Origin of the sequence: Amycolatopsis jejuensis, from assembly GCF_000717335.1 — a bacterium.
Classification (GTDB): Bacteria; Actinomycetota; Actinomycetes; order Mycobacteriales; family Pseudonocardiaceae; genus Amycolatopsis; species Amycolatopsis jejuensis.
In genome coordinates this window covers 221,919-248,310 of the sequence record NZ_JNYZ01000002.1, presented here as the reverse complement: position 1 = coordinate 248,310, position 26,392 = coordinate 221,919, and the positions used below count along the sequence as shown (strand labels likewise).

Here is a 26,392-nt window from a genome sequence, read left to right as displayed (position 1 = left end):
ATCAAGAGTCTAGAACCGCGCCGGAACCGCCGGACGGAGACCGTCGAACAGGATCGCGATGGTCCGGTCCCGCAGCGCACGATCGGCGCCGACGTGCTCAGCCGCCTTCGCGGTGCCGATGATCACCGGGATCAACTCGGTGGTGGTGACGTCACGCCGCACCGCACCGCTGTCCTGCGCGCGCTGCAGCAGCACACCGAGTGACTCACGCAGCCGCTCCCCGATCACCGAACCCGCGTGGGGCACGCACACCCCGGCTGCGGACAGCGCTTCGAAGTACGCGGTCTTGGCACTGGACATCTCGATCCAGCTGGTGAGGAACGTGAAGAAAGCCGCACCGGCGTCGGCATCGTTCTGGGCCACGACCGCGTCGGCCTCGTCGACGAACCGGTTGAGCCGGGCGTAGAGCACGGCTTCCAGCAACGCCTCTTTTGTGGGGAAATGCCGGAATACCGTGCCGATGCCCACCCCGGCCGCGCGCGCGACCTCCTCGGTCGGCGCGCCGGTGCCCTTGGCCGCGAACACCGTCTCGGCGGCTTCGAGCACCTTCGCCCGGTTTCGCCGCGCATCGGCGCGCAGCGGCTTCTCCTCCATCACAGCTGCGATGGTAGTCGCGCTGCGGCAGCCGGTCCGGGCGCCTGGCAGCGGTCAACGGTGGGAAACAACCCGTCCGGAGCAGCAGACAGGAATCGTCAAACCATCGCGCGTCCTTCACACTATGGTGTGACACCCGTCACGAGAGGTGCGTGAAGATGGTCTTAGGCGACAACGAGGTCACCCAGTCAGTGCAAGCCACGTCCGGCGACCGCCGGGTGCAGGTACGGCGAGCGGCCCTCGCCGGGTCGATCGGAACCACCATCGAGTGGTACGACTTCTTCCTCTACAACACGGCTGCGGCCCTCGTCTTTCCGCATCTGTTCTTCCCCGAGTCGTCGAGCTACGCGGGCGCCATGCAGTCGTTCGCGACCTATGCGGTCGGGTTCGCCGCCCGGCCGATCGGCGCGGCGATCTTCGGGCACTGGGGTGACCGGCTGGGCCGGAAGGCGACGCTGATCATCACGCTGCTGCTGATGGGGCTGTCGTCGGCGGTGGTCGGCCTGCTGCCCGGGACCGCGACGATCGGGTTCGCCGCGCCGCTGGTGCTCGTGCTGCTGCGGCTCGTGCAGGGCATCGCGATCGGCGGCGAGTGGAGCGGGTCGGTACTGCTCGCGATGGAATGGGGGGACCAGCGCCGCCGTGGGCTGCTGGCGAGTTTCGCGCAGGTCGGGGTTCCGGTGGGGCTCGTGCTCGGCACCGGCGGGATGACGTTGCTGTCCGCGACGCTGTCGCCGGCCGCGTTCGAATCGTGGGGCTGGCGGATTCCGTTCCTGCTCAGCCTGGTGCTGGTGGCGATCGGGCTGGTGATCCGGTTGCGGATCATGGAAACCCCGATGTTCGCCGCGGTGGTCGCGGCCGGGCGCACGGCGAAGGCGCCGGTGAAGGAGGTCGTGCAGCACCACTGGCGGGAGATCCTGCTGTCGGCGGGGCTGCGGTTCAGCGAGCAGATGCCGTTCTACCTCTTCACCAGCTACGTGCTCGTGTACGTGGTGCAGCGGCCGGAATTCAGCAAGACGTTCGTGCTCAACGCGGTTCTCGTGGGCGCGGCCGCGGAACTGCTGCTGATTCCGCTGTTCTCCCAGCTCTCCGACCGGATCGGGCGCAAACGGGTGTACCTGACCGGGGCGGTGCTCACCGGGGTGATCGCGTTCCCGTATTTCGCGGTGCTGTCGCACAGCGGGCACGCGCTGGTCTTCGTCGCGATCATCGTGTCGATGGTGGCGCATTCCCTGCAGTACGGGCCGCAGGCCGCGTTGATCGGCGAGAGTTTCCCGACGCATCTGCGGTACGGCGGCGCGGGGCTGGGGTACCAGCTGGCGTCCGTGTTCGCGGGTGGTCCGGCGCCGCTCTTGGCGACCTGGCTGCTGCACCTCACCGGGACGCCGTACTCGATCTCGATCTACATCGTCGCGTCGGTGATCATCACGGTGCTGTGTGTGGTGGCGTTGCCGGATCGGTCGAAGGCCGACATCGACGACGTCCGCATGTACGCGCGCTGAACACCACCCCAATGTGGCATTGGGTGCATCTGACGCACCCAATGCCACATTGGTTGCGTCGCATGCACCCAATGCCACATTGGGGTTGTTTGGGGGCGGAGGGAGGTCAGGGGCGCTGCGGCGGCGGTCCGCCCTGCGGGCCACCGAACGGGCCCTGCTGCGGGAACGGGCCACTGCCCGGACCCTGCTGGCCGCCTTGCGGGCCACCGAACTGCGGTGGCGGCGGACCCTGGTGCGGACCGCCCTGCGGCGGGGCCGGGGGCTGCTGCGGTTGCGGGAGCTGTTGCTGCTGGGCACCCGGCGGCGGGGAGGACGGCGGCGGGGTCGGCGGCTGCGGCGGTTCCTCCGCGGTTTCGGCGGGCTTCGGTGCCCGTGCGGCACCACCGCCGATGGCGCGGCTGGCGGCCGGGGCACCGAGCGGGCCCTCGACCTCCTTGCGGGCCACCGCTTCCGCCGCGGCAACCGCTTCGGCGACCTTCGGGTCGGTGCTCGTGTCGAACCAGCCGGCGACCTCGTCGTCGTCGAGGTCCGGCTTCGCGGGTGTGTCGTCCTTGGGCGGTTCGTAGCGGAAGACGCCGTCGTCGCCCGGGGCACCGAGAGCACGGGCGAAGCCTTCGAGCGCCTTGCCGTAGTCGCTCGGGATCATCCAGACCTTGTTCGCGTCGCCCTGTGCCATCTGCGGCAACGTCTGGAGGTACTGGTACGCCAGCACTTCCGGCGTCGGGCGGCCGGCCTTGATCGCGGCGAACACCTTCTCGATCGCCTTCGCCTGGCCTTGGGCCTGCAGGTAGCGCGCGGCCCGTTCACCCTGTGCGCGCAGGATCCGCGACTGCCGTTCCGCCTCGGCGGCGAGGATCGCGGCCTGCTTCTGACCTTCCGCGGAGAGGATCTGGCTCTGCTTCTGGCCTTCGGCCGTCTTGATCGACGATTCCCGCTGGCCTTCCGCGGTGAGGATCATCGCGCGCTTCTCGCGGTCCGCGCGCATCTGCTTCTCCATCGAGTCCTGGATCGACGCGGGCGGCTCGATCGCCTTCAGCTCGACGCGGGCGACCCGGATGCCCCACCGGCCGGTGGCCTCGTCGAGCACTCCGCGCAGCTGGGTGTTGATCGCGTCGCGGGAGGTCAGCGTCTCCTCCAGGCTCATGCCGCCGACCACGTTGCGCAGCGTGGTGGTGGTGAGCTGCTCGACGCCGATGATGTAGTTGGAGATCTCGTACACCGCGGCGCGGGAATCGGTGACCTGGAAGTACACGACCGTGTCGATGTTCACCGTGAGGTTGTCCTCGGTGATCACCGGCTGCGGCGGGAACGACACGACCTGCTCGCGCAGGTCGATCCGCGCCCGCACCTTGTCCAGGAAGGGCACCAGGAACGTCAGGCCCGGCGACGCGACGGTGCGGAACCGGCCGAGCCGCTCGATCACCGCCGACTGGGCCTGTGGCACCACCATGATCGCCTTGACCACCGTGACGATGACGAACAGGGCCAGCAGCGCGACCACGACGATCGCTATTGTCGACAAGAGCGTCTCCCCTTACCTAGTACCGTTTTTCCCGGATTGCGCCTCACTACACGACGTCCACCACGGCGGTGGCACCGGAGATCTCGACGACCGTGACGCTGGTGCCCGGCGCGATCGGCGGGTGCGCCTCGTGCACCGCGCGCGCCGACCACACCTCGCCGCCGATCTTCACCTGCCCGGCGTCGAAGTCCACTGTGGACACTACGACGGCACGGGCGCCGATGAGCGCGTCGGTGCCCGTGGCCACCCCGGCCCCGGCGAGGAAACGGCGCTTGAGCGCCGGGCGGACCAGCGCGAGCAGCCCGACCGAGCTCACCGCGAACACGGCGACGTCGATGAAGATGTTGCCGGTCAGCGCCTGCGACCCGGCTCCGAGCAACGCGCCGATCCCGAGCATGATCAGCACGAAGTCGCCGGACACCACTTCGGCGATCATCAGCACGATGCCGATGATCAGCCAGATCAGAGCCGCTGCCATGCCCTCATGCTCTCAGACTGCGCCGGTTCGCACCGGGCAGGTGACCCGACGTGACCGACGCGTGACCTTGGAACTTTCCGACATTCCGGACACTATTCGGAGGGTTCGGTGACGAAGTCGATGAGCCGTTCGACCGCGCCGAGCAACGGGGTTTCGAGGTCCCGGAAACTGCGCACCCCGGCGAGCACGCGCTGCCAGCCTTCATACGGTTCGCCCCAGCCGAGCGCGTCGCAGATGCCGGCCTTCCACTCGACCCCGCGCGGGATCTCCGGCCACGCGCGGATGCCGACCGACGCCGGTTTCACCGCCTGCCAGATGTCCACGTACGGGTGGCCGGTGACGAGGACCTGCTCGTCCCGGATCTGCGCCACCAGCCGGGATTCCTTGCTGCCTGCGACGAGATGGTCGACGAGCACCCCGAGGCGGCGCCCGGGCCCGGTACCGAACTCGGCGATCCGGCCGGCGAGCACGTCGACGCCGTCGAGCGGTTCGACCACGACGCCTTCCACCCGCAGGTCATGCCCCCAGACGCGTTCGACGAGTTCGGCGTCGTGCTTGCCCTCGACCCAGATCCGGGAGTCCCGCGCGACGCGCGCCTGGAGGCCCTGCACCCGCACCGACCCGGACGCGGACACCTGCCGCGCCGGTGCTTTCCCGGCCTTGGCCGGAACGAGTGTGACGGGCTTGCCTTCGAGCAGGAACCCGGCGGGCGCGAGCGGGAACACCCGGTGGCGGCCCTTGGCGTCTTCGAGGACCACGTTGCCGTATTCGATCTTCACCACGGCACCGCAGTAGCCGCTGGCCGGGTCCTCGACCACGAGCCCGGGTTCGGCAGGGACCTCCGGCACCTTCCGCTTGCGCGGGCCGGCGAGCACGTCGTCATACGATCGGGAGCGCACGATCGGGCAAGGTACCCAGGGGAACGGGTGCGCGTCCCGCCGCCACGCCGGTCAGCGGGCCATCTCCAGTACCGCGTCTGTGAACGGGGTCGGTCCTTCGCGGCGCAGCGGGCCCATCGCGATGAGCGGCGCGAGTGCGATGCACCACGCTCGTACCCGGTCGCCGTCCAGATGGGGCAGGTGGGCGATGCCCTCCTCGAGCGTGCCGCCTTCGGTCAGCGGCAGGACCGCCCAGTCGACGCCGTCGAAGGCCGGGTCGCCGACGCACGGTCGCGGGTCGATGGCGACGGCACCGCGTTCCGGACCGGCGTCCAGCACGTTGCCCGGGTGCAGGTCGCCGTGGACGAGGGCGGTCGGGCCGCCCACGGCCAGTGCTTCGGATCGCGCCAGTCCGGTGCGCAGGAGGTCCAGCGGCAGGTGGTTTTCGGCCGGGGTGCCGCGCAACCGGCGTTCGGCGAGGTCGTACATCGTGCGGACGCGTTCGAGCTGGGTCGGGAACGGGCCGGCGGCCCGGACGCTGTGGAGGGCCGCCAGCAGGTCGCCGATCTGTGGCCACGGAACGTCGGCGCCGCGGTCGGTGAGGGTGGTGCCGGGTTCCAGGCCTTCGAGCAGGATCGCGCCGTGGTCGAGGTCGGTGTCGAGGACTTGCACGACCCGCGAGAGCCCGGTCCACGAGCCCAGCGCGGTCGCTTCCGCGGTGGCGATCGAGCGGTCCGGGCAGAGTTTGAGCACGTGAAGGTGGCCCGCGCCGTCGTGGCACAGCAGGGTGCGGCCGGTGTTGCCGGGCCGAGCCTCCGTGACGGTGAGGTGCCATCGGCGGCACAGCTGCGCGGTGAGGGCGGGCAGCGCGTCACACCACGCCTCAACAGATGGGCCGAAACGGTCGACGAGCCGCGCGCGGGCTGCGTCGTCGATCAGAACAACGGCCACGGGATGGCGCGCCAGTCGTCGCCGGGTTCCGGGTACACCGCCTCGGCGAGCAGGAAGTCGGTGCGCTGCGCGAGGGCGCGGATTTCGAACGTGGTGAGGTGTTCGGTGAGGTCGGCGCCGAGGCGGCCGTCGAGGTCGGCGCGCAGTTTCTGCAGCTTTTCGACCGCGTCCTCGGGCAGTGGCTCGCCGATCCAGCCCCACAGGACGGTGCGCAGCTTCGGGTCGGGGTGCAGGCAGATGCCGTGGTCGACGCCGTACACACGGCCGTCGGCGCTGGTGAGCAGGTGCCCGCCTTTGCGGTCGGTGTTGTTGACCACGATGTCGAGCACTGCCAGCTCGCGCAGCCCGGGGTGGTCGGCGTGCACGAGGACGGCCGGTTCGCCGAGCCGGTCGTGCGCGTGCAGCACGGTGCGCCAGCCTTCGGGGACCTCCGCGGGCGCGCAGACGTCGACCACTTCCTCGTCGGTGGTCTCGACCCACAGCTGCACCATGCCCGGCCCGAACGGACCCTCGCGCAGCACGGTGGGCGGGATCGCGCCGAGGCCGCTCGCGTCGGAGATCATCGCGGTGGCCACCTCGCGCCCGGCGAGGGTGCCGTCGGGGAAGTCCCACAGCGGCCGCTCCCCCGACACCGGCTTGTACACCACGCGGCCGGTGACGCCGTCGAGCTCGATGGCGCAGAACAGGGTCACGTTGGAGGCGTCGACCAGCCTGCCCTCGACGTCGATGCGGCCGCGGGTGACGAACTCGCGGGCGGCCGGGTCGGCGGGCCCGGGCGGGGTGCTCGGCACGGTGCGCCTCAGTCCTCGGAGACGTCGGTGTCGCGCCGGTAGCCGTTCTGCCGTGGGCAGATGTGCCCGGCGGGGTCGAGCGGCTCGCCGCACAGCGGGCACGGTTTGCGGCCCGCGTTGACCACGCGGTCGGCGCGCTCGGCGAAAGCCCGTGCGGCGACCGGGGTGAGGAACACGCGGACCGCGTCGGGGCCTTCCTCGGTGTCGTCGAGCACCACCGTCTCGTCGACCTCACCCTCGGTGATCGCGAGCAGCTCGACGACGACCGCGCCGGAGTCCGCGTCCCAGCCGAGCCCCATGGTGCCGACGCGGAACTCCTCCTCGACCGGCACCGCGAGCGGTTCGACGTCGACCAGGTCGTCGGGGGCGGTGTCGGGCACGTCCGCGCCGAACCGGCTGGCGACCTCCTCGAGCAGCGACCCGAGCCGCTCGGCGAGGACGACGACCTGCTGCTTTTCGATCGTGACGCTGATCGTCCGCACGTCCTCGGTGGCCTGGAGGTAGAAGGTGCGGTCGCCGGGCTCGCCGACCGTGCCGGCCACGAACCGGTCGGGCTTGCGGAAGACGTGGATTACGCGTGACATAGCAGGTTCGACCCTAGGCCACGGGCGCATGATCGGCATCTGCCGCCCCGGGTTGGCGGAATTTCCTGCGCGGTGCGTGCGGATCCGGATACGCAGCGGATCGTCGTTAGTCTTTCCGGGTGGCGACGATCTCTCCATCCGGAACCTGGACCTCACCCATTTCGGCCGCGGACGCGGCAGCGGCAGGCGGTGGCGCGCAGTGGCTCGCCGCGGTCGGCGGCACGCTCTGGTGGGCGGAGGCGAGGCCCCGCGAAGGCGGCCGGGTCGCGCTGGTGCGGGAGCTGCCGGGCGGCGATACCGAGGACGTCCTGCCATCGCCGTGGAACGTCCGGAACCGGGTGCACGAATACGGCGGGCGGCCGTGGCTCACGGTCGGCGATGTGGTGGTGTTCACGCATTGGGCTGACCAGCGGGTATACGCGCTGAAGGGCGGCGAGGTCTCGGCGTTGACGCCGGAACCGGCCACACCGCAGGGCGTCCGGTACGGCGACCTCCGGCCCGGTCTCGACGGCGAGGTGTGGGCCGTTCGGGAGCGCAGCACCGGGCCGCAGCGCACTGACATCTCCCGTGAGCTGGTCGCGATCCCGCTGGACGGCGGCGCCGAGCGGGTCCTCGTCGGGGGGCACCGGTTCTTCACCGCGCCGCAGCTTTCCCCGGATGGTGCGCACGCGGCGTGGCTGGCGTGGGACCACCCGGCGATGCCGTGGGACGGGACGGAGCTGTTCGTCGCACCGGTCGCGGGTGACGGTTCGTTCGGTGAGGCGCGGGTGCTCGCGGGCGGGCCGGACATCGCGGTGTGCCAGCTGGAGTGGGAGACCCCGGACCAGGTACTCGTGCTGGCCGATCCGGACGGGTGGTGGAACCTGCACCGCGTCGGGCTCGACGGTGCGGTCACGAACCTGGCGCCGGTGCAGCGGGAGCTGGGCGGGCCGCTGTGGAAGCTCGGCTCCGGCTGGTTCACGCCACTGGGCGCGGGCCGGTATGCGGTGCTCGACGCCGGGCGGCTCGCCGTGCTGGACGAAAACGACGGTTCGGTGACGCCGGTGGACACCGAGCTGACGGTATGGGGGCCGGGCGGGCTGGTGGCGACGCCGGACGGGATTGCCGGGATCGCGGGTGGTTCGCGGCGGGAAAGCGCGGTCGTGGTGCTGGACCCGGCCGATGGGTCGGTCCGCGAGGTGACGCCGCAGCCTGCCGAGCTGCCGCCGCCGGAGTACCTGCCGGTGCCGCACGAGCGGGTGTTCACCGCGGCCGGCGGGGCGGAGGTCCCGGCGTACGTGTACCCACCGGCGAACCCGGATTTCGCTGCGCCGGAAGGGGAATTGCCGCCGTACCTGGTCCACGTGCACGGCGGGCCCACCGGGCGGAGCACCGGCTCGCTGGATCTGGACATCGCGTATTTCACCAGCCGCGGGATCGGCGTCGTCGCGGTGAACTACGGCGGTTCCACCGGGTACGGGCGGGCGTTCCGGGAGCGGTTGCGGGAGCAGTGGGGCGTGGTGGATGTGCGGGACTGTGCCACGGTCGCCGAGGCGCTGGTCGCGGAAGGGACTGCGGACGGTGCACGGCTGGCGATCCGCGGCGGCAGCGCGGGCGGGTTCACGGCGGCGGGGTCGATCACCACCACCCGGACGTACGCGGCGGCGACGGTGATGTTCCCGCTCCTCGACTTCACCGGCTGGGTCGGCGAGACGCACGATTTCGAGTCGCAGTACCTGGTCAGCCTGGTCGGGCCGTACCCGGCGGAGGCGGAGCGGTACCGGGAGCGCTCGCCGATGACGCACGTCGGGTCGCTGGCCGGGCCGGTGCTGTTCCTGCAGGGGCTCGAGGACGAGATCTGCCCGCCGGAGCAGGCGGACCGGTTCGTCGCGGCGATTTCCGGGGTCCCGCACGCGTACCTGCGGTTCGAGGGTGAGCAGCACGGGTTCCGGAAGGCGTCGACGATCGTCACCGCGCTGGAGGCGGAATTGTCGTTCTACGGGCAGGTGTTCGGCTTCGCGACGCCGGACGTGCCGCGGCTGGAGCTGACCCGATGAGACCTGCTCGGCTCACGGCCGGGGACACCGTCGCGCTCGTGGCGCCGTCGGGTCCGGTGCCGTGCGACCTGCTCGACGCGGCCGTACCGGTGCTGCGCGGCTGGGGGCTGAAGGTGTGGATCGGGGCCGCGGTGCGCGCGGACGATGGTCCGACGTATCTTTCGGCGCCGGACGAGATGCGGGCGGCGGAGTTCACCGAGGCGTGGCTGGACCCGGAGGTCCGGTGTGTGCTCGCGGCGCGCGGTGGGTATGGCGCGCAACGGATGGTCGACCTGGTGGACTGGCGCGCGTTGCGTGCGGCGGGGCCGAAGGTGCTGGCCGGGTCGAGTGACGTGACCGCGCTGCACCGGGCGGTGCACACGCATCTGGGCTTGGCCACGGTGTTTTCGCCGATGCCCGCGAGCGTGCTCTTCGACGCCGACGCGGCCGAGCACCTGCGGCGGACGTTGTTCGACCCGGACCACACGCGGGTGCTGCGGGCGCGCGAGCCGGACGTGCTGGTGCCCGGGCGCGCGCTGGGGGTGCTGGTGGGCGGGAACCTTTCGCTGCTGGCGGCGGGGATCGGGACGGCGGAGCAGGGGTCGGCTCGGGGCGGGATCGTGCTGCTGGAGGACGTGACGGAGAGCCCGTACCGGATCGACCGGATGGTGACCCAGCTGCTGCGGTCCGGCTGGTTCGCCGGGGTGCGCGGGATCGTGCTGGGGTCGTGGGCGGCGTGCGGTGACGAGGCGGCGATCCGGGCGTTGCTGCGGGAACGGTTGTCGCCGCTGGGGGTTCCGGTGCTGGGCGGGTTCGGGTTCGGGCACGTCGCCGGTTCGCCGACACTGCCGCTGGGGGTGTCCGCCTCGCTGGACACCGAGCTGGGCACGCTCACCCTCGACTCCCCCGCGCTGGACTGACCCATGCGACTGTCCACTGTGGAAACCCGAACCCGCTTCGCGGCGGCACGCGTGGCCCGGTTCGCTTCGGCGGACAGTCGCGGGGTCCCGCATCTGGTGCCGGTGACGTTCGCGGTGCGGGACGACACCGTGGTGTTCGCAGTCGACCACAAGCCGAAGAGCAGCACGGCATTGCGGCGGCTGGCGAACATCGCGGAGAACCCGGCGGTGTCCTTTCTGGCCGATTCCTACGACGAGGACTGGACCCGGCTGTGGTGGGCCCGCGCGGACGGCGTGGCCCGGGTGGTCGCGGATGCCTCTCGGGAGGAGTTCGTGGGGTGGCTGGTAGAGAAGTACCCGCAATACGCGGAGCACCCGCCGGAGCATGCGGTTGTCGCTACGGAGGTCCACACCTGGCGCGGCTGGGCTGGGTCGTAACACCGGGACGCAGGATTGCCCGGCGCTCGATCAGGACTGAAGCTCACCGGCGGTGAGGCGGGTCAGGACCTCGGTCAGCAAGTCCGCCCCGGCGGAGACATCTGCGTCCTGGGTGAATTCGCGTTCGTTGTGGGAGATTCCCTCCACGCTCGGGACGAACAGCATGATCGCGGGCGCGATGTCTTTCAGGTGCACCGAATCGTGTCCGGCCAGCGTCGGCATCGTGCGGTAAGGGAGCCCGAGAGTATCCGCGGCGCGCCGGGCGAGTTCGACTCCGGCGGGCGGGAACGGCGCGACGCCCCAGCTGTGCGTCAGTACTTGGTCGATGGTCACCGAGGCGCGCTCGCCGAGCCCGGCGATGGTGCCGGTGAGCTGCTTCGCTGCGGCGTCGAGCGCGGCTTCGTCCGGGGCGCGCAAGTCGGCGTGCAGGCGGACCTCGCGGGCGACCACCACCGGCGAGTTCGGCTCCACGTCCAGCTCGCTCACCGACGTGTGCAGCCCGTGCTGCGCGGCCAGTTCCCGCAAGGCGACGATCACCAGGGCCGCGCCGTACAGGGCGTCGTGCCGGTCGGCCATCGCGGTGGAACCGGTGTGGGACTGCTCGCCGTGCACCACGATCCGGTACTTGCGGGCGGCCCAGGTCGAGTCGACGATGCCGATCGTGGCACCGGAATTCTCGAGTTCACGACCTTGTTCGATGTGGATTTCGGCGTACGCGGCAACGTCCGGCCCCGGGTAGTCGCCGATGGTGCCGATCTCCCGCAGTGCCCCTTCCACCGGAGTTCCGGCGCGGTCGGTCGTCGCCAGTGCGGTGTCGAGCGGGAGCTTGCCGGTGAAGACGGCGCTGCCCATCATGCTCGGCTTGAAGCGCGAGCCTTCCTCGTTGAACCAGTTCACCACCGCGAGGTTGTATCGCGGCGATTCCCCCGTCGCCGCCCAATGTTCGACCACGCGGTGCGCGGCGTGCGCGGAGGCGAGGACACCGTACGCGCCGTCGTAGCGGCCGCCGAGGGGCTGGCTGTCGAGGTGCGACCCGGTGAGCACATAGGGCGCGCCCGGGACGAGGGTGGCGAGGCCGAACTGGTTGCCGACGGCGTCGTAGCGGACGTCGAAGCCGTGGTCGGACAGCCAGCCGTGCAGCCAGGCGCGCTGCTGCCCGTCCGGGACGGTTGCGGCCTGGCGGTCGACTCCGCCGCCCGGGGTGGCTCCGAAGCCGGACAGGGTGTGGAAATCGTCGAGCAGCATGCGCGGTCCTCTCGGGTCGGGAAAGGGGTGCTCGACCATGGAATCCGACCTCGTCGCTGGGCGACATTGCGGAGCGTCCGGCAAAACGTCATTCTTCGTGTGCACTTGCACAACGCCCGAGGGAGGTGGCCGTGACGGACCTGGACAGCCGTCAACGCGAATCCCTGCCGCGGTGGCGGGAACTGGTGACCACCCTCGACGTCGGTGCCCTGGTGGAGACGTTCCTGGCGAAGCTGCCGTCGATCTCCGGCTACCGCACCGGCGCGGTCCGCGAGGACGACCTGCGCGCGGCCGCCCGCGATTCCCTCGCGCTCATCCTCAGTGCGAGTGCCGCCGATTCGACCACCCGGTCGAGCTCGTTCCCCGGCGAGCTGGGGCGGGTGCGGGCCCGGCAAGGTGTGTCCGGGGACGATCTCGTCGCCGCGGTCCGGCTGGATTTCCAGGTGATCTGGTCCGCGATGCTGACGCAGGCCGAGGCGCACGGCGACATGTCCGTGCTGGCGCTGCACGCCGAGCGGCTGTGGTGGGTGATCGACGACTACGCCCGCGCGGTGCAGCAGAGCTACCTCGAGGAACGTGCCGTGATGGCCGCGGCCGCCCGTGATACGCAGCAAACCTATCTGGCGGAGCTGTTCGGACCCGACGGCCGCGCGCCCGGCAAAGTCCGCACCATCGCCCGCGCGCTCGACGTTGATCCCGACGCCGTTTTCCGCGTCGTGGTCGCCGATCCGGCCGCGGCCGACCGGGTGGACCGCGCGGCCGCGCATCTCACGACGGCCGGGCAGCGGGTCTTCGTGCTGAACCGGCCCGGGCGGGTCACGGTGCTGTGGCCGGCCGGCCCGGGACGGGATCCGCACTTGGCCGAGCTCGGCGACCTGACCGGCGGTTACGTCCCGGCGGCCGCCGGGCTGGGCGCGGTTCCGGCAGCCGCCGAGACGGCGTACGAAATCCTCCGCGTGCTCCGCGAGCCGGGGCTCGTGACGCTGCGGGAAGCGTGGGCGCGGGTTACGAAAAGCACCCTCGACGAGCGGCACGGCTTCTCCGCTGCGGTACTCGGCGGTCTCGACCCGCTGGCGCCTGCGGACCGTGAGCTGGTGATCGAGGCAGTGCGCACGTACCTGGCCACCGGGAGCGTGTCCGGGACGGCGGAATTGCTGTACTGCCACCGCAATACGGTGCTGAACCGGCTGGGCCGCTTCCGGAAGCTGACCGGGATCGACGTGACAGTGCCGGCGCAGGCCGCGCTCGCGGTGGTGACCCTGGCTTAACGCGTGATGGTGGCGATGATCCACTTCCGGGCGGCGTGCACCGAGGCGAAGATCCCGTTTTGCTCGGTGCTGCCGTGGGAAACGGCGCCGTGGACAGTCCAGCGGCCGTAGGTCTTCGTGAGCAGCGGTCCGCCGGAGTCTCCGGCCCGGGACGTCTGGGGCCACTTGCTGCCGTTCGCGGGCGGCAGGGCGGCCATGCAGAGCTCGTTCGCCGCCATCGGTTTCCCGTTCATCTCGGTGCAGTGGTCGGCGCCGGTGGTGTGGGTGTCGAGCTGCCGCAGCATGTTCGGGGGCGCGGGCCACGGGTCGCCGGGGTGGTCGGGGAGGTCGTGGTCGCCCCAGCCGATCGTCCGCACCGCGGTGCCGGGCTTCAGCTCGGTCCGGGGCAGCGCGGCCGGGGTCCGGTAGGCCGGGGTGGCCAGCTTGAGCAGCGCGATGTCCGATGCGGAGTCGCCCGGGAGCACCTCGACGCGGGAGCCGCGACCACCGGTCCGGTGGTCGCGGCTCCCGAGCCGGACCTGGAGCTGTTTCCCGTCGGTCTGTTTCCCGGTGGCGCTGACGACGCAGTGCCGTGCGGTCACGATCCACCGGGGTGCGATGAGGGTTCCGCCGCAGAGGTGTTTCCCGGTGAGGTCTTGCAGCGAGGCCATGAACGGGTAGCTCGCGGTGGCTTCTTCACCGCCGCTGATCGCGGCGGCGGGAGTGGCTCCCATGATCAGCGCCGTCGCGGCCAGGCAGGCTGATGCGTGCAGGGTTTTCATGTCGTGAGCCAACCAGGTGAGCAGTTGCCAAAAAGTTAACGACGGTGCCCTATCGCACTTCCGGCGGCCGGTGTCCACGCCGGTACCTATAGTGCGAAACGACGAACGGAGTGCACGTGACGGAGCGCAGTGTCCAGACCACCTCGGTGTCGTTTCGCGGCGACGGGGTCCGCCTCGCCGGGGATCGGTGGGATCCCGACGGCGGCGCGGCCGGCACGGTGCTGTTCCTGCACGGCGGTGGGCAGACGCGGCATTCCTGGGGGCGTGCTGCCGAACGGGTCGCGCGCAATGGCTGGGCCACGATCACCGTCGACGCGCGGGGGCACGGGAACAGCGAATGGGCGCCGGACGGCCGGTACTCGCTCGATGCGTTCGTGGAGGATCTCTACGGCGTCCTCGATGCGCTCGACGAGCTTCCGGTGCTGGTGGGCGCGTCACTGGGCGGGATCACCGCGCTCGCGGCGGCCGGTGAGCGGCCGGGTTCGGCCGCGGGGCTGGTGCTGGTGGACGTGACGCCGCGGATTTCTCCGGAGGGGCGGGCGCGGATCGTCGAGTTCATGGCGAGTGCGCCGGACGGGTTCGCGTCGCTGGCCGACGTCGCGGACGCCATCCACGCCTACAACCCGCACCGCCGTCGTCCGCGCAATCTGGACGGGCTGCGCAAGAACGTACGGCAGCGCGCCGACGGCCGCTGGTACTGGCACTGGGACCCGCAGTTCCTCGACTTCGGCGACGAGCCGAGCCGGGACGCGGCCGAAGACCGGCTGGCCGACGCCGCACGCGCACTGAAGATCCCGGCGATGCTGGTGCGCGGCAGCGAGTCGGACGTGGTGACCGACGAAAGCGTGGCGGACCTGCGGCGGCTCGTGCCCGGGGCGCGGTTCGAGGAGGTCGCAGCGGGGCACATGGTCGCGGGCGACGACAACGACGTGTTCACCGCGCACCTGGTGGACTTCCTCGGCGAGGTGGGCGCCCGTTAGCACGCGCCGTACCTGAGCTGTCCGGGTCTCAGCGGCTGATGGTGTCCTTGATCCACTGCAGGTCGCGGTAGACCGAGGCGTGCACTGTGTTCTGCTCCTTGAAGCCCCGCGAGACCGCACTGTGTACGGTCCAGGTCCCGTTGGCTTCGGTCAGGAGCGGGCCGCCGGAGTCGCCGGCACGAATGGTCTGGGGCCATTTGCTGCCGGGCTGGGGCGGGAGGGGGGCCATGCAGATCTCTCCCGGGCGGGGCAGCTCGTCGCTCATGCCGTGGCACGTCTCGCGGTCGATGGTGTGGCTGTCGAGCTGGCGCAGCATGATCTCGGGGCCGGGCCATGGGTCGCCGGGGTTCTCCGGGATGTGGTGGTGCCCCCAGCCGAGTGCCCGGACCACGGTGCCGGGTTTCAGCTCGGCCTGCGGCAGAGCGGCTGGTGCGGCCTTGACCGGGGCGTCGAGTTCGAGCAGCGCGATGTCCGGAACGCGGCCACTGATCCCGGGAAGCACTTCCAGCCGCGTCCCGCGCCGGACCTCACCGCCGGTAGTGCGGTTGTTGCTGTCCAGCCGGACCTGGATGTCCTGCGGGTCGGCACGCTTCTCGTCCTTGTCGACGACACAATGCCGGGCCGTGACGATCCACCGGGGAGCGACCAGAGTGCCACCGCAGAAGTGTTTCCCGGTGAGGTCTTGCAGTGACGCCATGAACGGGTAGGCCTGAGTAGCCTCCTGCCCTCCGTTGATCGCGGCTGCGGGGGTGGCCCCGGCGACCATCGCGAGCGCGCCGATGCCTGCTGCCAGCCATGCCTTCCGGCGGTGTATGCGCATGGCGCGAGTCGACCAGGGCGGACGTTTCGGCAATGTTGCCGTGCCTCGGCGTTGCCGGTGGCCTGCCCCGTCGGCACCCGGACGCTGCCCGTTCGGCCCCGGTCCGGGTCAGCTTCGTTCGGCGGAGGTTACGGGTTTCCCGGGGAGGAATTCGTCTTTCGGCTTCCTCCGCCACGCTGTGATCAGGCCGAGCGGGTCCGGGCGCAGCAGGGACGCGGCGGCGTACAGGCTGACCACGACGACGATCGCGATGAACCACCAGTCGTAGAGGGCCTGCTCCCCCGTCGGGTAGTACACGAGGGTGACGAACACCGAGATCGCCACGATCGCCGACAGGTTCCGCCGTTCCCACGGGAACGCCGAGATCAGCACGAAACCCCAGGTGAGGTACCACGGCAGGGTCGGCGGCATGAGGATCGCGACGGCCAGCAGCGTGATGGCCGAGCGGTACACCGCTTCCTTGCCGCCGCTTCGGGCGAGCCACCACTGGCGGATGCCGAACGCGACGAGGCCGATCATCGCGATCGCGCGGGCGACGGTGACGAACGGGGACGCCTTGACGTCGACGAGGAGGTGGACCAGCGTGTAGACCGCTTCGCCGATGCCGCTGGGGAAGTTGAGCCAGTTCGTGATGAGCTGCGGCGCCTTGAGCCCGGACCACCAGCCGAGGTTGAGCGAGCCGAGCGACACCCAGGTGCCCGCGACGAACACCGGCAGGAAGAGCGCGACCGACGCGATCCCGGCCTTGAAGAAGTTCTTCACCTTCGACGGGCCCGCCATGTCCGCGGCCCACATCCAGACCAGGAACGGCAGCGCGACCGCGGCGGTGGGCTTGATCAGCATCCCGACGGTGACGAGCACGACCGCGATCACGTGCTTGCGTTCCAGCGCGGCGAGGGTGCCGAGGGTGAGGAACCCGAGCATCATCAGGTCGTTGTGCGGGCCGCCGAAGAGGTGGATCACCATCATCGGGCTGGCGACCGCGACCCACAGCGCCACCGGCAGCTTCCCGCCGAGGTGCCGGACCAGCCGCGGCAGCGCCCACAGCGTCATGCCGAGGCCGACCAGCAGGACGGCGCGGGTGAGGATGACCCCGGCGATCATGTGGTCCTGGGTGAGAGCGACGATCCCCTTGGAGATCAGCAGGAACAGCGGCCCGTACGGGGCTGGCGTGGTCTGCCACAGCGGGTGCACGTTCTGCACGACGTTGGGCAGCACGTTGAGCTCGGCCGGGCCGTTGGCGTACGGGTCGAGCCCGTACAGCAGCTGGGCGCCCTGGCCGAGGTAGGAGAACACGTCGCGGGTGAACAGCGGCGGCGACACGAGCAGCGGCGCCATCCAGCACAGCGCGGCGATGAGGATCGGCCTGCTGCCGATGCGCCCGGCGAGCGCGTACCGGCCGAGGCGGACCCAGGCCCAGACGACGAGCCCGAACCCGCTGTACAGCAGTCCGTTGGCGAGGGCGCGGCCGTGTCCGTAGCGGATCCACGACAGCGGGCCGTGGCCGAGGACGGGGTCGCGGATGAGGATGCCGCCGGCGCCGAGTGCCGCGAGCATGAGGAGGGCGCTCCCGACGGTGCCCATGGCGATGGTGCGGTACGGGAAGCGCGAAGTCGCCAGGAACCGCCGGTCGAGGGTGCCGGCGTTCGGCTGCGCGGTGTCGGTCGTGGTGGCCATTTCGATTCAGGAGATTACCGGGTGAAGCCGGATGGGCCCGCACGGGCTCCGGCAGGACGTGACGGTCAGTGTGCGGTGGTGCTGCGCTGTGCGGTGCCGCCGGGGAGCGCCTGCAGGAGCGACTTCGTGTACTCGTGCTGCGGGTCGAGCAGGACCTGTTCGACGGTACCGGTTTCCACGAGCTCGCCGCGGTACATCACGGCGACGCGGTCGGCGATGTTCCAGGCCAGTCCGAGGTCGTGCGTGATGACCAGGGCGGCGAGGCCCAGCTCACGGCGCAGCCGCAGCAGCAGCGCGAGGATTTCGCCGCGCACCGAGGCATCCAGGGACGCCACCGGTTCGTCGGCCACGAGCAGCGCCGGGCCGAGCGCGAGCGCACCGGCGATCACGACGCGCTGGCGCTGGCCGCCGGACAGTTCGTGCGGCAGCCGGTCGAAGAACTTCTCGGGTGGCCGGAGTTCGGCGGATTCGAGTGCTTTGCGCACGATGTCGTGTTCGCCGGGGAGGCCGTGGATCCGCGGGCCTTCGGCCACTGCTTCGTACACCGTGTGGGCCGGGTTGAGCGCACTCGCCGGGTCTTGGAGCACGAGCTGGACCTGCCGCCGGTACGCACGCAGCCCGGCGCCGCCGGACGGGAGCGGCGAACCGGCGTAGCGGACCGTGCCGGAGTCGGCTTTCTGCAGGCCGAGCAGGGTGCGGGCGAGGGTGGTCTTGCCGGAGCCGGACTGGCCGACGAGCGCGACGATCTCGTCCCGCCGCACCGCGAGGTCGACCCCGTCGACGGCGTGGATCCGCTTCCCGGTGCGGTCACGGAACGTGACGTGCAGGGCTTCGGCGGCCAGCAGCGTCGGTTCCTCGGTGCGGTCGGCCGGCTCCGGCGGGAGCGGGGTCGCGGTGGCCGGGGCGAAGCGGGACACCGGGTCGCCGACGGTGGGGAACGCGGCGGCGAGGGCGCGGCTGTGGTCGTGCTGCGGTGCGGTCATCAGCTCGTGGCTCGGCCGTTCCTCGACGACCTCGCCGTCGTACATCACCGCGATCCGTTCGCAGGTCGCGGCGAGCACGGACAGGTCGTGGCTGATCATGATCAGCCCGATGCCGCGTTCGGCGACCAGTTTCGACAGCACCGACAGCACCTGGGCCTGCACGATCACATCGAGCGCGGTGGTCGGTTCGTCGGCGATCACCAGATGCGGTTCGCAGGCCAGCGCCATGGCGATCATCACGCGTTGTTTCTGGCCGCCGGACAGCTCGTGCGGGTACGCACCGGCTCGCGACGGCGGCAGGTCCACCTGTTCCAGCAGCTCGGTGACCCGGGCGTGGAGCTGCGCTTCGGTGGGCGGCTTGGCGCCGGGCGGGTGCAGCCGGATCGGTTCGGCGATCTGCTCGCCGATGCGGCGGACCGGGTTGAGCGCGTGCATCGCGCCTTGGAACACCACCGATGCCTCGGCCCAGCGGACCGCGCGCAGCCGTCCCCAGCGCATGTCGCCGACGTTCTCGCCGTCGAGCAGGATTTCGCCGGTCACCTTCGCGCTGCGCGGCAGCAGCCGGAGCACGCTCATCGCGACCGTGGATTTCCCGGACCCGGACTCCCCCGCGACCCCGAGCGTGCCGCCTGCGTCGAGGCGCAGGTCGACGCCGCGGACCGCGGGCACGTCGCCGCTGCCGGTGCGGTAGGTGACGCCGAGGTTCTTCAGCTCCAGCAGTGTCGTCTGCGGGGTCACGAGTGCCGTCCTTTGAGCCGCGGGTTCAGCACTGTCTCGAGTCCCCGGCCGACGAGGGTGAACATCAGCACGACGGCGACGATCGCGATGCCCGGCGGGAGCAGGTTCCACCAGGCGCCGCGGGTGACGGCGCCGTTGTTGAGGGCGGTTTCGAGCATGGCGCCCCACGAGATGGAGTTCGGGTCGCCGACGCCGAGGAACGACAGCGTGGCGTCGGCGATCACCGAGTTGCCGACCACGAGGGTGGTGTTGGCGAGCACGAGCGGCGCGACGCCGGGCAGCACGTGCCTGCCGATCACGTGCCGGTGCCCGCCGCCGAGTGCGCGGGAGCGTTCGATGTACGGGCGGCTTTCGATGGTGAGGGTCTGCGCGCGGACGAGCCGGGCGGTGCTGGGCCAGGCGGTGACGCCGATGGCGAGCACGATCGTCCAGATTCCCTGTGGCAGCACGGCGGACAGCGCGATCGCCAGCACGAGCGAGGGCAGGACGAGGAAGAAGTCGGTGAACCGCAACAGGATCGTGGACACCCAGCCGCCGAAGTGCGCGGCGGTGATCCCGATCAGGGTGCCGATGAACACGCTCAGGATCGTGGCGGAAAACCCGACGAGCAGGGAGATCCGGGTGCCCCAGATCGTCATCAGCAGGACTGAGCGCCCGTCGATGTCGGTGCCGAGCCAGAACGTGCTGTCGGGCGGGCTGAGCGGGGCGCCGGCGGCGCGGGTGACGTCGAGGCCGGTGCGGTCGCTGATCAGCGGCAGCAGCAGGGCCAGCACGACGGTGAGTACCAGCAGGCAGAAGCCGGTGAGCGCGGCTTTCTGGGTGGCGAACTCGTGCCAGGTGCGAGCGATCCCGGCGCGGCGGCGGCGCCAGGCGATCGCATTCGCGCTTTCGGTGACGGCGGCGGTCATGCGGTACGCACCCTTGGGTCGAGCACGCGGTAGAGCAGCTCCGCGAACAGGTTCATCAGGACCACGGCGCTCGCGAGAACGACGAAAACCCCTTGCAGCACCGGCAGGTCCGGGCCGTGCAGGGCCTCGTAGGTGAGCTGGCCGAGCCCGGGCCAGCTGAACACGGCCTCCACGGTGACCGCGCCGGACACCACCATGCCGAACTGCATGAACACCAGCGTGACGGTGGGCAGCAAGGCGTTCGGGACGGCGTGGCGGCGGCGGACGAGGTCGTCGCGCAGGCCTTTCGCGCGGGCGGTGGTGAGGTAGTCGGCGTTCATCTCCCCCAGCAGCGACGAGCGCATGACCAGCATGTACTGCGCGTAGAACACGGCGAGCAGGGTGATGCACGGGAGGATCAGGTGGTGCAGGACGTCGAGGCCCTGGGCGACGAATCCCGGTCCGGCGTCCGGGGAATGCATGCCACGGCTGGGAAACAGGCCGTTGGTCGCGACGAGGAGCAGCAGGCCGAGCCAGAACTGCGGGACCGACCACAGGGTGAGCGCGATCCCGGTCTGCGTGCGGTCGAAAAGGCTGTCACGCTTCCACGCGGCGCGGATGCCGAGCCACAGCCCGAGCGCGACGGCGAGCACCGTCGCGCTCCCGACGAGCAGCACGGTGGGCCACAGCCGTTCGCCGATCATGTCGAGCACGGGACGGCGTTCGATGTAGGACTCGCCGAAGTCGCCTTGGAACAGGCCCGCGAAGTAGTGCCCGAACTGCGCGAGCATCGGCCGGTCGAGCCCGAGGCGTTCACGCAGCTCGGCGATCTGGCCGGGGTCGGTGGGCCGGTCGCGGGCCATGAACGCGACCGGGTCGCCGGGCAGGAGCCGGAAGAGGAAGAACCCGAGCACGATCACCAAGACGATGCTGGCGGCGGCTTCGGCGATCTTGGTGAGGACGAACTTCGCGGTACCGGTGCCGCCCCGGTGCTCGTCGGGGTCGGCAAGGACGGTGGCCTGGCCGTCGGTCAGCGCTTGGCTCACGCCGTCACTCCCGGTCGTCGGAGGACTTGCCGCGGCGCGACAGCGCGATGCCGGTGCCGACGACGACCACGAGCACCACTGCGCCGACGATGATCCACACGACGGTGTTCGACCCGCTGTCACCACTCGACGCCGACGCTTCGGCCGGGACCGCACCGTACACACCCCAGTAGCCGGTCTGCTCGAGGATCGAGCCTTCGGGCTGGGGCTGCTTGCCGAAGGAGGAGAACCGGTCGGAGCGGTAGGCCTCGAGGGAGTTGTCGTAGTCGAGGACCACGTTCACGGCTTGGCTGTAGAGCCGGGCCTGTGCCTGCTTGACGTATCCGGCGCGGCTGGCCGGGTCGGTGTCGGACAGTTGTTTGGCGTACAGCTCGTCGTACTGCGGGTCGCAGAAGAACGTGTCGGTGGTGGCGCCCTTGCCGTCGGCGTTGGGCCGGGCGGAGCAGGTGTGCAGGGCAAGCGCGTAGTCCGGGTCGGGGTTGGTGGCGTAGCCGGAGATCGCGAGGTCGTAGTTGCCTGCGTTGGTGCGGTCGTTCAGCTCGTCGTCGGACACCAGTTCCTGCTTGACCGAGATGCCGATGTCGTGCAGCCAGCCGCTGACGTACTGGGCGACGCGCTGGTCGAACGCGCGGTTCGCGTGCCCGGTGAGGCGCAGGTCGAGGCGCGCGCCGCCGGGTGCGGTGCGGATGCCGTCGCGGCCCTTCGGGTACCCGGCGGCGTCGAGCGCGGCGTTGGCCGCGGCGAGGTCGAAGGTACGGGCCTCTCCCGGCGCGGGATCCCAGTGGTAGGCCGCATAGATCGGGGGCACGACGCCGCCGCCGAGCTGGCCGTAGCCGCCCATCACCTTGTCCACCACGGTTTTCGGGTCGATCGCCTGCGCGATCGCCTGGCGGACGCGGACGTCCTTGAGCACCGGGCTGCCGTTGCCGATGGGCTTGTTCTCGCTGTTCTGGACGCCGAAGTTGAGGTTGATCTCGTTGTAGCGGCGGCCGGGTGCCTTGTTGAGCGTGATGCCGGGCTGGTCCTTCAACGCGCCGAATTGGGTCGGGGTAAGCCGGTTGATCACGTCGACCTCGCCCTGTTTGAGGGCGTTCACCGCGGCCTCGACGTCCTTGAAGACCAGCAGCTGCAGCTCGTCGACCTTGGGTGCGCCGCGCCAGTAGTCCTTGTTGGCGGTGAACTTGACGTACTCGTTCTGTTTGTAGTCGGTGATCCGGTACGGCCCGTCGTTCACGCCGACCACCGCCATGGTGTCGGTCTTCGGGTCGCTGAGGTCTTTGATCGGGGCCCAGATGTGCTCGGGCACGATCGGGACGTCGAGCAGGTCCATGGTGGCCTGCACGGTTTTGGTCTTGACCACCAGCGTCGTGTCGTCCGGTGCGCTGACCGTTTCGAAGTTGGCGACGTAGTTGCCGTTCGCGGTGCGCGCGGTCGGGTCGGTGAGCATCCGGTTGAAGGTGAACGCGGCGTCCTTGGCGGTGACCGGTTTGCCGTCGGACCACTTCGCGCCCTGGCGGATCTTGAACGTCCAGGTGAGCTTGTCCGGCGAGGTGCTCCACGATTCGGCGAGCGCGGGCGCGGCCTGCGCCTTGTCCTGCGACGGGATGGTCAGGAACTCGTAGATGAAGCGGCCGACCTGCGTCGATGCAGCCAGCGACGCGGTGAACGGGTTCAGGTGGTCGATCCCGGTCGTGAGCGCGACGCGCAGCACTTTCGGCGGTGCTTGCTGCTGCGCTGTGGCGGTGCCGGCCAGCGGCAGTACCGCCAGTGTTCCCGCCATCACGACCGCGAAAACGCGCTTGATCCGCACTTGAAGACCACCCCGTCGTCAGACCCCGAGACCCCAGAGACGAAAAGTAACCACATACGGCGGTAACCGCGCAATATGTGACGGCACTGCTGCGTGTCCGATCGTTATCGTCCGGCGGCGGATCACTAGAGTGCCCGGCATGCGGATCCTCATCTCGGCTGATATGGAGGGCGCCACCGGGGTCACCTGGACCGACGACGTCGTGCCGGGGACCCCGCAGTGGCAGCGGTTCCGGAGCTTGTTCACCGGGGATGTCAACGCCGTGCTCGCCGGGCTGTACGCCACGGGGGCGAGTGACGTGCTGGTCAACGAGGCGCATTCGGCGCAGCGGAACCTGCTGCTGGAAGACCTCGACGAGCGGGCTCGGCTGCTCACCGGGCGGCACAAGCCGCTGTCGATGATGCAGGGCATCGATTCCGGGGTCGACGGCGTGGTGTTCCTCGGCTACCACGCGGGCGCCGGGTTCGACGGGGTCCTGTCGCACACGTACCTGGAGAACCAGATCACCGGCGTGTGGCTCGACGACGTACCCGCGAGTGAGGGCCGGCTGAACGCGGCGCTGGCCGGCGAGTACGGCGTCCCGGTGCTGCTGGTCAGCGGCGACGACCAGACGTGCGACGACGCCCGCGAGTACGCGCCGGAGGCGGAACTGGTTGCGGTGAAGGAATGTGTGAGCCGGTACGCGGCGATCTGCCTGCCACCGGGCCGCACGGCGGATCTGCTGGAGGCTGCTGCACGCGACGCGATGGCGCTTGCCGGGCGCGTCGAGCGGACGCCGGGTCGGCACCGGATCGAGGTCGAGTTCGACGCGAGTCATCTCGCGCAGGCGACCGCGGTGATTCCGACGGTGGAGCAGACCGGCACGCGCCGGGTCGCGTTCGAGGCGCCGAGCATGACCGAGGCGATGAAGGCGTTCAAGGTGGTCACGGCCATTGCGGCGGGGGCGGTGCAGGGTATCTATGGCTGACGTCGTCGAGCTGTGCGCGGACCTGATCCGGTTCGACACCACCAACCACGGCGGCGGAGAGTCCGCCGGGGAGCGCGAGGCTGCGGAGTACGTGGCGGAATTCCTGGGCAGGTACGGGGTTTCCGCGCGGATCTTCGAATCGGCGCCGCGCCGCTCGAACGTGGTGGCGCGGATTCCGGGCACCGATCCGGGGCTGCCGGCGCTGCTCGTGCAGGGACATCTCGACGTGGTACCCGCGGACGCGGCGGACTGGTCGGTACCACCGTTTTCCGGTGAGGTGCGCGACGGATACCTGTGGGGCCGGGGCGCGGTGGACATGAAGGACTTCTGCGCGATGGTGCTGGCCGCCGTTGCCTCGGGGCTGCGGCCGCGGCGGGATCTCGTGCTGGCGTTCGTCGCGGACGAGGAGGACCGGGGCGATTTCGGCGCGCATTGGCTCGTGAAGGAGCATCCCGGCCTGTTCGAGGGGTGTGCGGCGGCGATCAGCGAGTCCGGCGGGTACCGCTACCACGTGCCCGCGGCGGACGGGCGGATCGTGCGGCTGTATCCGGTCGGGACGGCGGAACGCGGCACCGCGCATGTGCGGCTCACCGCGCGCGGGCGGGCCGGGCACGGGTCGCGGCCGAACGCGGAGAACGCGGTGGTCCGGCTGGTCGGCGCGCTGCAGCGGATTGCCGAGCATCGGTGGCCGGTGCAGCTGACGCCGACAGTGGAAGCGTTTCTGGAGCGCACCGGAGCCGCGCTCGGCGTGCCGGTGGACCTGTCGGCGGTGGATGAGACGGTCGCGCGGCTGGGTCCGGCCGGGTCGCTGGTGGTGCCGACGGTGCGCAACAGCACGACGCCGACGATGCTCGACGCCGGGTACAAGGTGAACGTGATCCCGTCGACGGCGACGGCGCAGATCGACATCCGGGTGCTGCCCGGGACCGAGGACGAGCTGTTCGCGGTGCTGGACACGTTGCTGGGCGAAGGCGTGACGCGGGAGTTCGTGGCGCATCAGCCGCCGGTGCAGGCGCCGGTCGAGTCACCGTGGTTCGACGCGATGGCGGCGGCGCTGACGGCGGAGGACCCGGCCGCGGTGGTGGTGCCGTACTGCATGGGCGGCGGCACGGACGCGAAAGCCTTCAACCAGCTGGGAATCGCGTGCTACGGCTTCGCTCCCCTGGCGTTGCCGGAGGGCTTCCCGTACCGGGCGATGGCGCACGGCGTGGACGAGCGGGTGCCGGTGGACGGGCTGCGGTTCGGCGAGCGGGTACTGACGCGGTTCCTGTCTTCGTGACTCACCGGCGTTCGAAGGTGGCCAGCCAGGCCGGGGCACCTTCGGGGGCGAACTGGGCGACGATGCGGTCCTCGCGGATTCGGGCGAGGCGCCAGCCATCGGCGAAGGGGGCTTCGAGTTCTTCTCGGGGCACCGGGTGCGGGCCTGCGCCGTCGGCGGGACGGAAGCAGAGGATGTACACGGCGGCGCCCGGTTTCGTGACGTCGGCGAGGCTGGCTGCGTAGGTCCGGCGTTCCTGGTCGTCGCAGGCGTGGAAGAGGCCGCAGTCGAGGATCGTGTCGAAGGTACGGCCGAGGTCGGCAAGGCGGAACGCGTCGGCGACGGCGAACTCGGCCTCGATCCCCCGCGCCACGGCCTTGTCTTTCGCTTGGGCGACAGCGGTTTCCGCGACGTCGATGCCCAGCACGGACAGGCCTCGCGCGGCGATGTGCAACGCGTTCTCGCCGGAACCGCATCCGGCGTCGAGAACGGTGCCGTGGAACGCGTTTTCGGCGGCCAGGCGGACGATAGCCGGTTGCGGCTGTCCGGTGTCCCAGGGTGGCAGGCCGTGGTGGTAGGACGCGTCCCAGGGGACGCCGGCGTTGCGTTCGTGGCTGGTCAGGGCGCGGTCGGTCATCGGGTGAACTCCGCCCACCAGCGGACGTCGTCGCGGACGCGCTGGAGCTCGGTGAGCGTGACGCCGTCGCGGGCGAAGGATTCGACCTCCGCGCGGTTGAGCGGCCACGGCGGCCCGGACCAGGTATCGAGGTCGATGCTTTCTTCGGCGACCGCGCCGACGACGAGCGTGCCGCCAGGGGCGACGAACCCGGCGACGGAGGCGATCGCGGCGTCGCGGACCTCCTTCGGCAGAGACTGCACGGTGAGGATTTCGACGACGAGGTCGAACGCGTGGTGGAAGTCCGCGGGCGGGGCGAGGAGGTCGGCGGTGCGGTAGGAGACCCGGGTGTCCGGGAAGCGGGTGAGCACGGCTTTGATCGCGCTCGGCGAGACGTCAAAAGCGGTGGTCTCGTACCCGGAAGCGGCGAGGAGCTCGGCGTCGTCGGCCATCCCGCACCCGACGACCAGCGCCCGCCGCCCGTCCCCGGGCCGCCCGGCAACCCACTCGGCGAGCTCGCGCGACGGCTCCCCGCGAAACCACGGTACGACCGCCTGCCCGGCCTCGGCCGCGGCATACAGCGGCTCGAACCACCCGGTGGGATCCCCGGCAGCCAGCGCAAGCTCGGCCCGGCGGCGGGCATCCTCGTCGGGATCGATCACGTCGTGCGGCATGTGCTCCGTT

At 70.6% G+C, this 26,392-nt stretch carries 25 protein-coding genes; 8 read left to right on the top strand and 17 right to left on the bottom strand.

Annotation, left to right across the window (positions count from 1 at the left end; translation table 11 throughout):
* Nucleotides 1–9: 9 nt before the first annotated feature.
* Nucleotides 10–597, bottom strand: a complete 588-nt coding sequence (locus OO71_RS02615; RefSeq protein ID WP_033287948.1) for a TetR/AcrR family transcriptional regulator — start codon at nucleotides 595–597, stop codon at nucleotides 10–12.
* Nucleotides 598–752: 155 nt separating this feature from the next.
* Here OO71_RS02615 and OO71_RS02610 point away from each other — a divergent pair, with 155 nt between their 5' ends.
* Nucleotides 753–2,096, top strand: a complete 1,344-nt coding sequence (locus OO71_RS02610) for an MFS transporter (protein ID WP_033288057.1) — start codon at nucleotides 753–755, stop codon at nucleotides 2,094–2,096.
* 106 nt (nucleotides 2,097–2,202) lie between these two features.
* Here the strand turns inward: OO71_RS02610 and OO71_RS02605 are convergent, their stop codons facing one another.
* The 6 genes from OO71_RS02605 to OO71_RS02580 form a co-directional block, all read right to left on the bottom strand.
* Nucleotides 2,203–3,546: an SPFH domain-containing protein gene (locus OO71_RS02605; RefSeq protein ID WP_425388645.1), complete on the bottom strand. Its 1,344-nt coding sequence runs from the start codon at nucleotides 3,544–3,546 to the stop codon at nucleotides 2,203–2,205.
* 118 nt (nucleotides 3,547–3,664) lie between these two features.
* Nucleotides 3,665–4,096, bottom strand: a complete 432-nt coding sequence (locus tag OO71_RS02600; RefSeq protein WP_033287946.1) for an NfeD family protein — start codon at nucleotides 4,094–4,096, stop codon at nucleotides 3,665–3,667.
* A 92-nt stretch (nucleotides 4,097–4,188) separates the two neighbouring features.
* Nucleotides 4,189–4,995, bottom strand: coding sequence for a DUF3097 domain-containing protein (locus OO71_RS02595; protein WP_033287945.1), 807 nt, complete (start codon nucleotides 4,993–4,995; stop codon nucleotides 4,189–4,191).
* Nucleotides 4,996–5,046: 51 nt separating this feature from the next.
* A complete protein-coding gene (locus OO71_RS02590; protein WP_033287944.1) occupies nucleotides 5,047–5,925 on the bottom strand; it encodes an aminoglycoside phosphotransferase family protein in 879 nt (292 codons plus the stop codon).
* A complete protein-coding gene (locus OO71_RS02585; protein WP_033287943.1) occupies nucleotides 5,910–6,716 on the bottom strand; it encodes an SCO1664 family protein in 807 nt (268 codons plus the stop codon). The genes OO71_RS02590 and OO71_RS02585 overlap by 16 nt, the downstream gene beginning before the upstream one ends.
* 8 nt (nucleotides 6,717–6,724) lie before the next feature.
* Complete coding sequence (locus tag OO71_RS02580; RefSeq protein ID WP_033287942.1) at nucleotides 6,725–7,300, bottom strand: DUF3090 domain-containing protein; 576 nt, start codon at nucleotides 7,298–7,300, stop codon at nucleotides 6,725–6,727.
* Nucleotides 7,301–7,419: 119 nt separating this feature from the next.
* Between OO71_RS02580 and OO71_RS02575 the strand changes: the two genes are divergently transcribed.
* Genes OO71_RS02575 through OO71_RS02565 form a run of 3 tightly spaced genes read left to right on the top strand, consistent with a single transcriptional unit; the run spans nucleotide 7,420 to nucleotide 10,652 of the window.
* A complete protein-coding gene (locus OO71_RS02575; protein WP_033287941.1) occupies nucleotides 7,420–9,336 on the top strand; it encodes a S9 family peptidase in 1,917 nt (638 codons plus the stop codon).
* The gene (locus tag OO71_RS02570; protein WP_033287940.1) at nucleotides 9,333–10,235 is read left to right on the top strand and encodes a S66 peptidase family protein; all 903 of its coding nucleotides are present in this window, start codon (nucleotides 9,333–9,335) and stop codon (nucleotides 10,233–10,235) included. Before OO71_RS02575 ends, OO71_RS02570 begins: the two co-directional genes overlap by 4 nt.
* 3 nt (nucleotides 10,236–10,238) lie before the next feature.
* Nucleotides 10,239–10,652: a TIGR03668 family PPOX class F420-dependent oxidoreductase gene (locus OO71_RS02565; RefSeq protein ID WP_033287939.1), complete on the top strand. Its 414-nt coding sequence runs from the start codon at nucleotides 10,239–10,241 to the stop codon at nucleotides 10,650–10,652.
* 30 nt (nucleotides 10,653–10,682) lie between these two features.
* Here OO71_RS02565 and OO71_RS02560 read toward each other — a convergent pair whose 3' ends face one another.
* Complete coding sequence (locus OO71_RS02560) at nucleotides 10,683–11,897, bottom strand: M20 family metallo-hydrolase (protein ID WP_033287938.1); 1,215 nt, start codon at nucleotides 11,895–11,897, stop codon at nucleotides 10,683–10,685.
* Between the two features lie 131 nt (nucleotides 11,898–12,028).
* Between OO71_RS02560 and OO71_RS02555 the strand changes: the two genes are divergently transcribed.
* Nucleotides 12,029–13,165, top strand: a complete 1,137-nt coding sequence (locus OO71_RS02555; RefSeq protein WP_033287937.1) for a PucR family transcriptional regulator — start codon at nucleotides 12,029–12,031, stop codon at nucleotides 13,163–13,165.
* Here the strand turns inward: OO71_RS02555 and OO71_RS02550 are convergent.
* Nucleotides 13,162–13,926 (bottom strand): S1 family peptidase, encoded by a 765-nt coding sequence (locus OO71_RS02550; protein ID WP_033287936.1) that lies wholly within the window; start codon nucleotides 13,924–13,926, stop codon nucleotides 13,162–13,164. The two genes, OO71_RS02555 and OO71_RS02550, sit on opposite strands and share 4 nt — an antisense overlap.
* A gap of 116 nt (nucleotides 13,927–14,042) precedes the next feature.
* Here OO71_RS02550 and OO71_RS02545 point away from each other — a divergent pair, with 116 nt between their 5' ends.
* Complete coding sequence (locus OO71_RS02545; RefSeq protein ID WP_051790941.1) at nucleotides 14,043–14,906, top strand: alpha/beta fold hydrolase; 864 nt, start codon at nucleotides 14,043–14,045, stop codon at nucleotides 14,904–14,906.
* A gap of 28 nt (nucleotides 14,907–14,934) precedes the next feature.
* Here OO71_RS02545 and OO71_RS02540 read toward each other — a convergent pair whose 3' ends face one another.
* The 6 genes from OO71_RS02540 to OO71_RS02515 form a co-directional block, all read right to left on the bottom strand.
* Nucleotides 14,935–15,726: a S1 family peptidase gene (locus OO71_RS02540; protein WP_051790940.1), complete on the bottom strand. Its 792-nt coding sequence runs from the start codon at nucleotides 15,724–15,726 to the stop codon at nucleotides 14,935–14,937.
* A gap of 108 nt (nucleotides 15,727–15,834) precedes the next feature.
* The gene (gene mptB, locus OO71_RS02535; RefSeq protein WP_033287935.1) at nucleotides 15,835–17,403 is read right to left on the bottom strand and encodes a polyprenol phosphomannose-dependent alpha 1,6 mannosyltransferase MptB; all 1,569 of its coding nucleotides are present in this window, start codon (nucleotides 17,401–17,403) and stop codon (nucleotides 15,835–15,837) included.
* Nucleotides 17,404–17,468: 65 nt separating this feature from the next.
* Nucleotides 17,469–19,124, bottom strand: a complete 1,656-nt coding sequence (gene nikE / locus OO71_RS02530) for a nickel ABC transporter ATP-binding protein NikE (protein WP_033287934.1) — start codon at nucleotides 19,122–19,124, stop codon at nucleotides 17,469–17,471.
* The gene (locus tag OO71_RS02525) at nucleotides 19,121–20,032 is read right to left on the bottom strand and encodes an ABC transporter permease (protein WP_033287933.1); all 912 of its coding nucleotides are present in this window, start codon (nucleotides 20,030–20,032) and stop codon (nucleotides 19,121–19,123) included. The genes nikE and OO71_RS02525 overlap by 4 nt, the downstream gene beginning before the upstream one ends.
* Complete coding sequence (locus OO71_RS02520; protein WP_084144663.1) at nucleotides 20,029–21,045, bottom strand: ABC transporter permease; 1,017 nt, start codon at nucleotides 21,043–21,045, stop codon at nucleotides 20,029–20,031. The genes OO71_RS02525 and OO71_RS02520 overlap by 4 nt, the downstream gene beginning before the upstream one ends.
* A gap of 16 nt (nucleotides 21,046–21,061) precedes the next feature.
* Entirely contained in the window at nucleotides 21,062–22,837 is a 1,776-nt protein-coding gene (locus tag OO71_RS02515; protein ID WP_084144662.1) for an ABC transporter substrate-binding protein, read from the bottom strand.
* 169 nt (nucleotides 22,838–23,006) lie between these two features.
* Here OO71_RS02515 and OO71_RS02510 point away from each other — a divergent pair, with 169 nt between their 5' ends.
* Complete coding sequence (locus OO71_RS02510) at nucleotides 23,007–23,834, top strand: M55 family metallopeptidase (protein ID WP_033287931.1); 828 nt, start codon at nucleotides 23,007–23,009, stop codon at nucleotides 23,832–23,834.
* Nucleotides 23,827–25,113 (top strand): M20/M25/M40 family metallo-hydrolase, encoded by a 1,287-nt coding sequence (locus OO71_RS02505; RefSeq protein WP_033287930.1) that lies wholly within the window; start codon nucleotides 23,827–23,829, stop codon nucleotides 25,111–25,113. Before OO71_RS02510 ends, OO71_RS02505 begins: the two co-directional genes overlap by 8 nt.
* Nucleotide 25,114: 1 nt before the next feature.
* On the opposite strand, the gene OO71_RS02500 is transcribed toward OO71_RS02505, so the two are convergent.
* Both OO71_RS02500 and OO71_RS02495 read right to left on the bottom strand, forming a co-directional pair.
* Nucleotides 25,115–25,729, bottom strand: a complete 615-nt coding sequence (locus tag OO71_RS02500; protein WP_051790939.1) for a class I SAM-dependent methyltransferase — start codon at nucleotides 25,727–25,729, stop codon at nucleotides 25,115–25,117.
* Entirely contained in the window at nucleotides 25,726–26,382 is a 657-nt protein-coding gene (locus tag OO71_RS02495; RefSeq protein ID WP_033287929.1) for a class I SAM-dependent methyltransferase, read from the bottom strand. Before OO71_RS02495 ends, OO71_RS02500 begins: the two co-directional genes overlap by 4 nt.
* Between the last annotated feature and the right edge of the window lie 10 nt (nucleotides 26,383–26,392).

Coding starts and splice junctions, on each gene's coding strand:
- OO71_RS02610 (WP_033288057.1), top strand. CDS start 753: ATGGTCTTAGGCGACAACGAGGTCACCCAGTCAGTGCAAGCCACGTCC.
- OO71_RS02605 (WP_425388645.1), bottom strand. CDS start 3,546: ATGGTGGTGCCACAGGCCCAGTCGGCGGTGATCGAGCGGCTCGGCCGG.
- OO71_RS02600 (WP_033287946.1), bottom strand. CDS start 4,096: ATGGCAGCGGCTCTGATCTGGCTGATCATCGGCATCGTGCTGATGATC.
- OO71_RS02580 (WP_033287942.1), bottom strand. CDS start 7,300: ATGTCACGCGTAATCCACGTCTTCCGCAAGCCCGACCGGTTCGTGGCC.
- OO71_RS02570 (WP_033287940.1), top strand. CDS start 9,333: ATGAGACCTGCTCGGCTCACGGCCGGGGACACCGTCGCGCTCGTGGCG.
- OO71_RS02565 (WP_033287939.1), top strand. CDS start 10,239: ATGCGACTGTCCACTGTGGAAACCCGAACCCGCTTCGCGGCGGCACGC.
- OO71_RS02560 (WP_033287938.1), bottom strand. CDS start 11,897: ATGCTGCTCGACGATTTCCACACCCTGTCCGGCTTCGGAGCCACCCCG.
- OO71_RS02550 (WP_033287936.1), bottom strand. CDS start 13,926: ATGAAAACCCTGCACGCATCAGCCTGCCTGGCCGCGACGGCGCTGATC.
- OO71_RS02540 (WP_051790940.1), bottom strand. CDS start 15,726: ATGCGCATACACCGCCGGAAGGCATGGCTGGCAGCAGGCATCGGCGCG.
- mptB (WP_033287935.1), bottom strand. CDS start 17,403: ATGGCCACCACGACCGACACCGCGCAGCCGAACGCCGGCACCCTCGAC.
- OO71_RS02525 (WP_033287933.1), bottom strand. CDS start 20,032: ATGACCGCCGCCGTCACCGAAAGCGCGAATGCGATCGCCTGGCGCCGC.
- OO71_RS02515 (WP_084144662.1), bottom strand. CDS start 22,837: ATGGCGGGAACACTGGCGGTACTGCCGCTGGCCGGCACCGCCACAGCG.
- OO71_RS02510 (WP_033287931.1), top strand. CDS start 23,007: ATGCGGATCCTCATCTCGGCTGATATGGAGGGCGCCACCGGGGTCACC.
- OO71_RS02505 (WP_033287930.1), top strand. CDS start 23,827: ATGGCTGACGTCGTCGAGCTGTGCGCGGACCTGATCCGGTTCGACACC.
- OO71_RS02500 (WP_051790939.1), bottom strand. CDS start 25,729: ATGACCGACCGCGCCCTGACCAGCCACGAACGCAACGCCGGCGTCCCC.
- OO71_RS02495 (WP_033287929.1), bottom strand. CDS start 26,382: ATGCCGCACGACGTGATCGATCCCGACGAGGATGCCCGCCGCCGGGCC.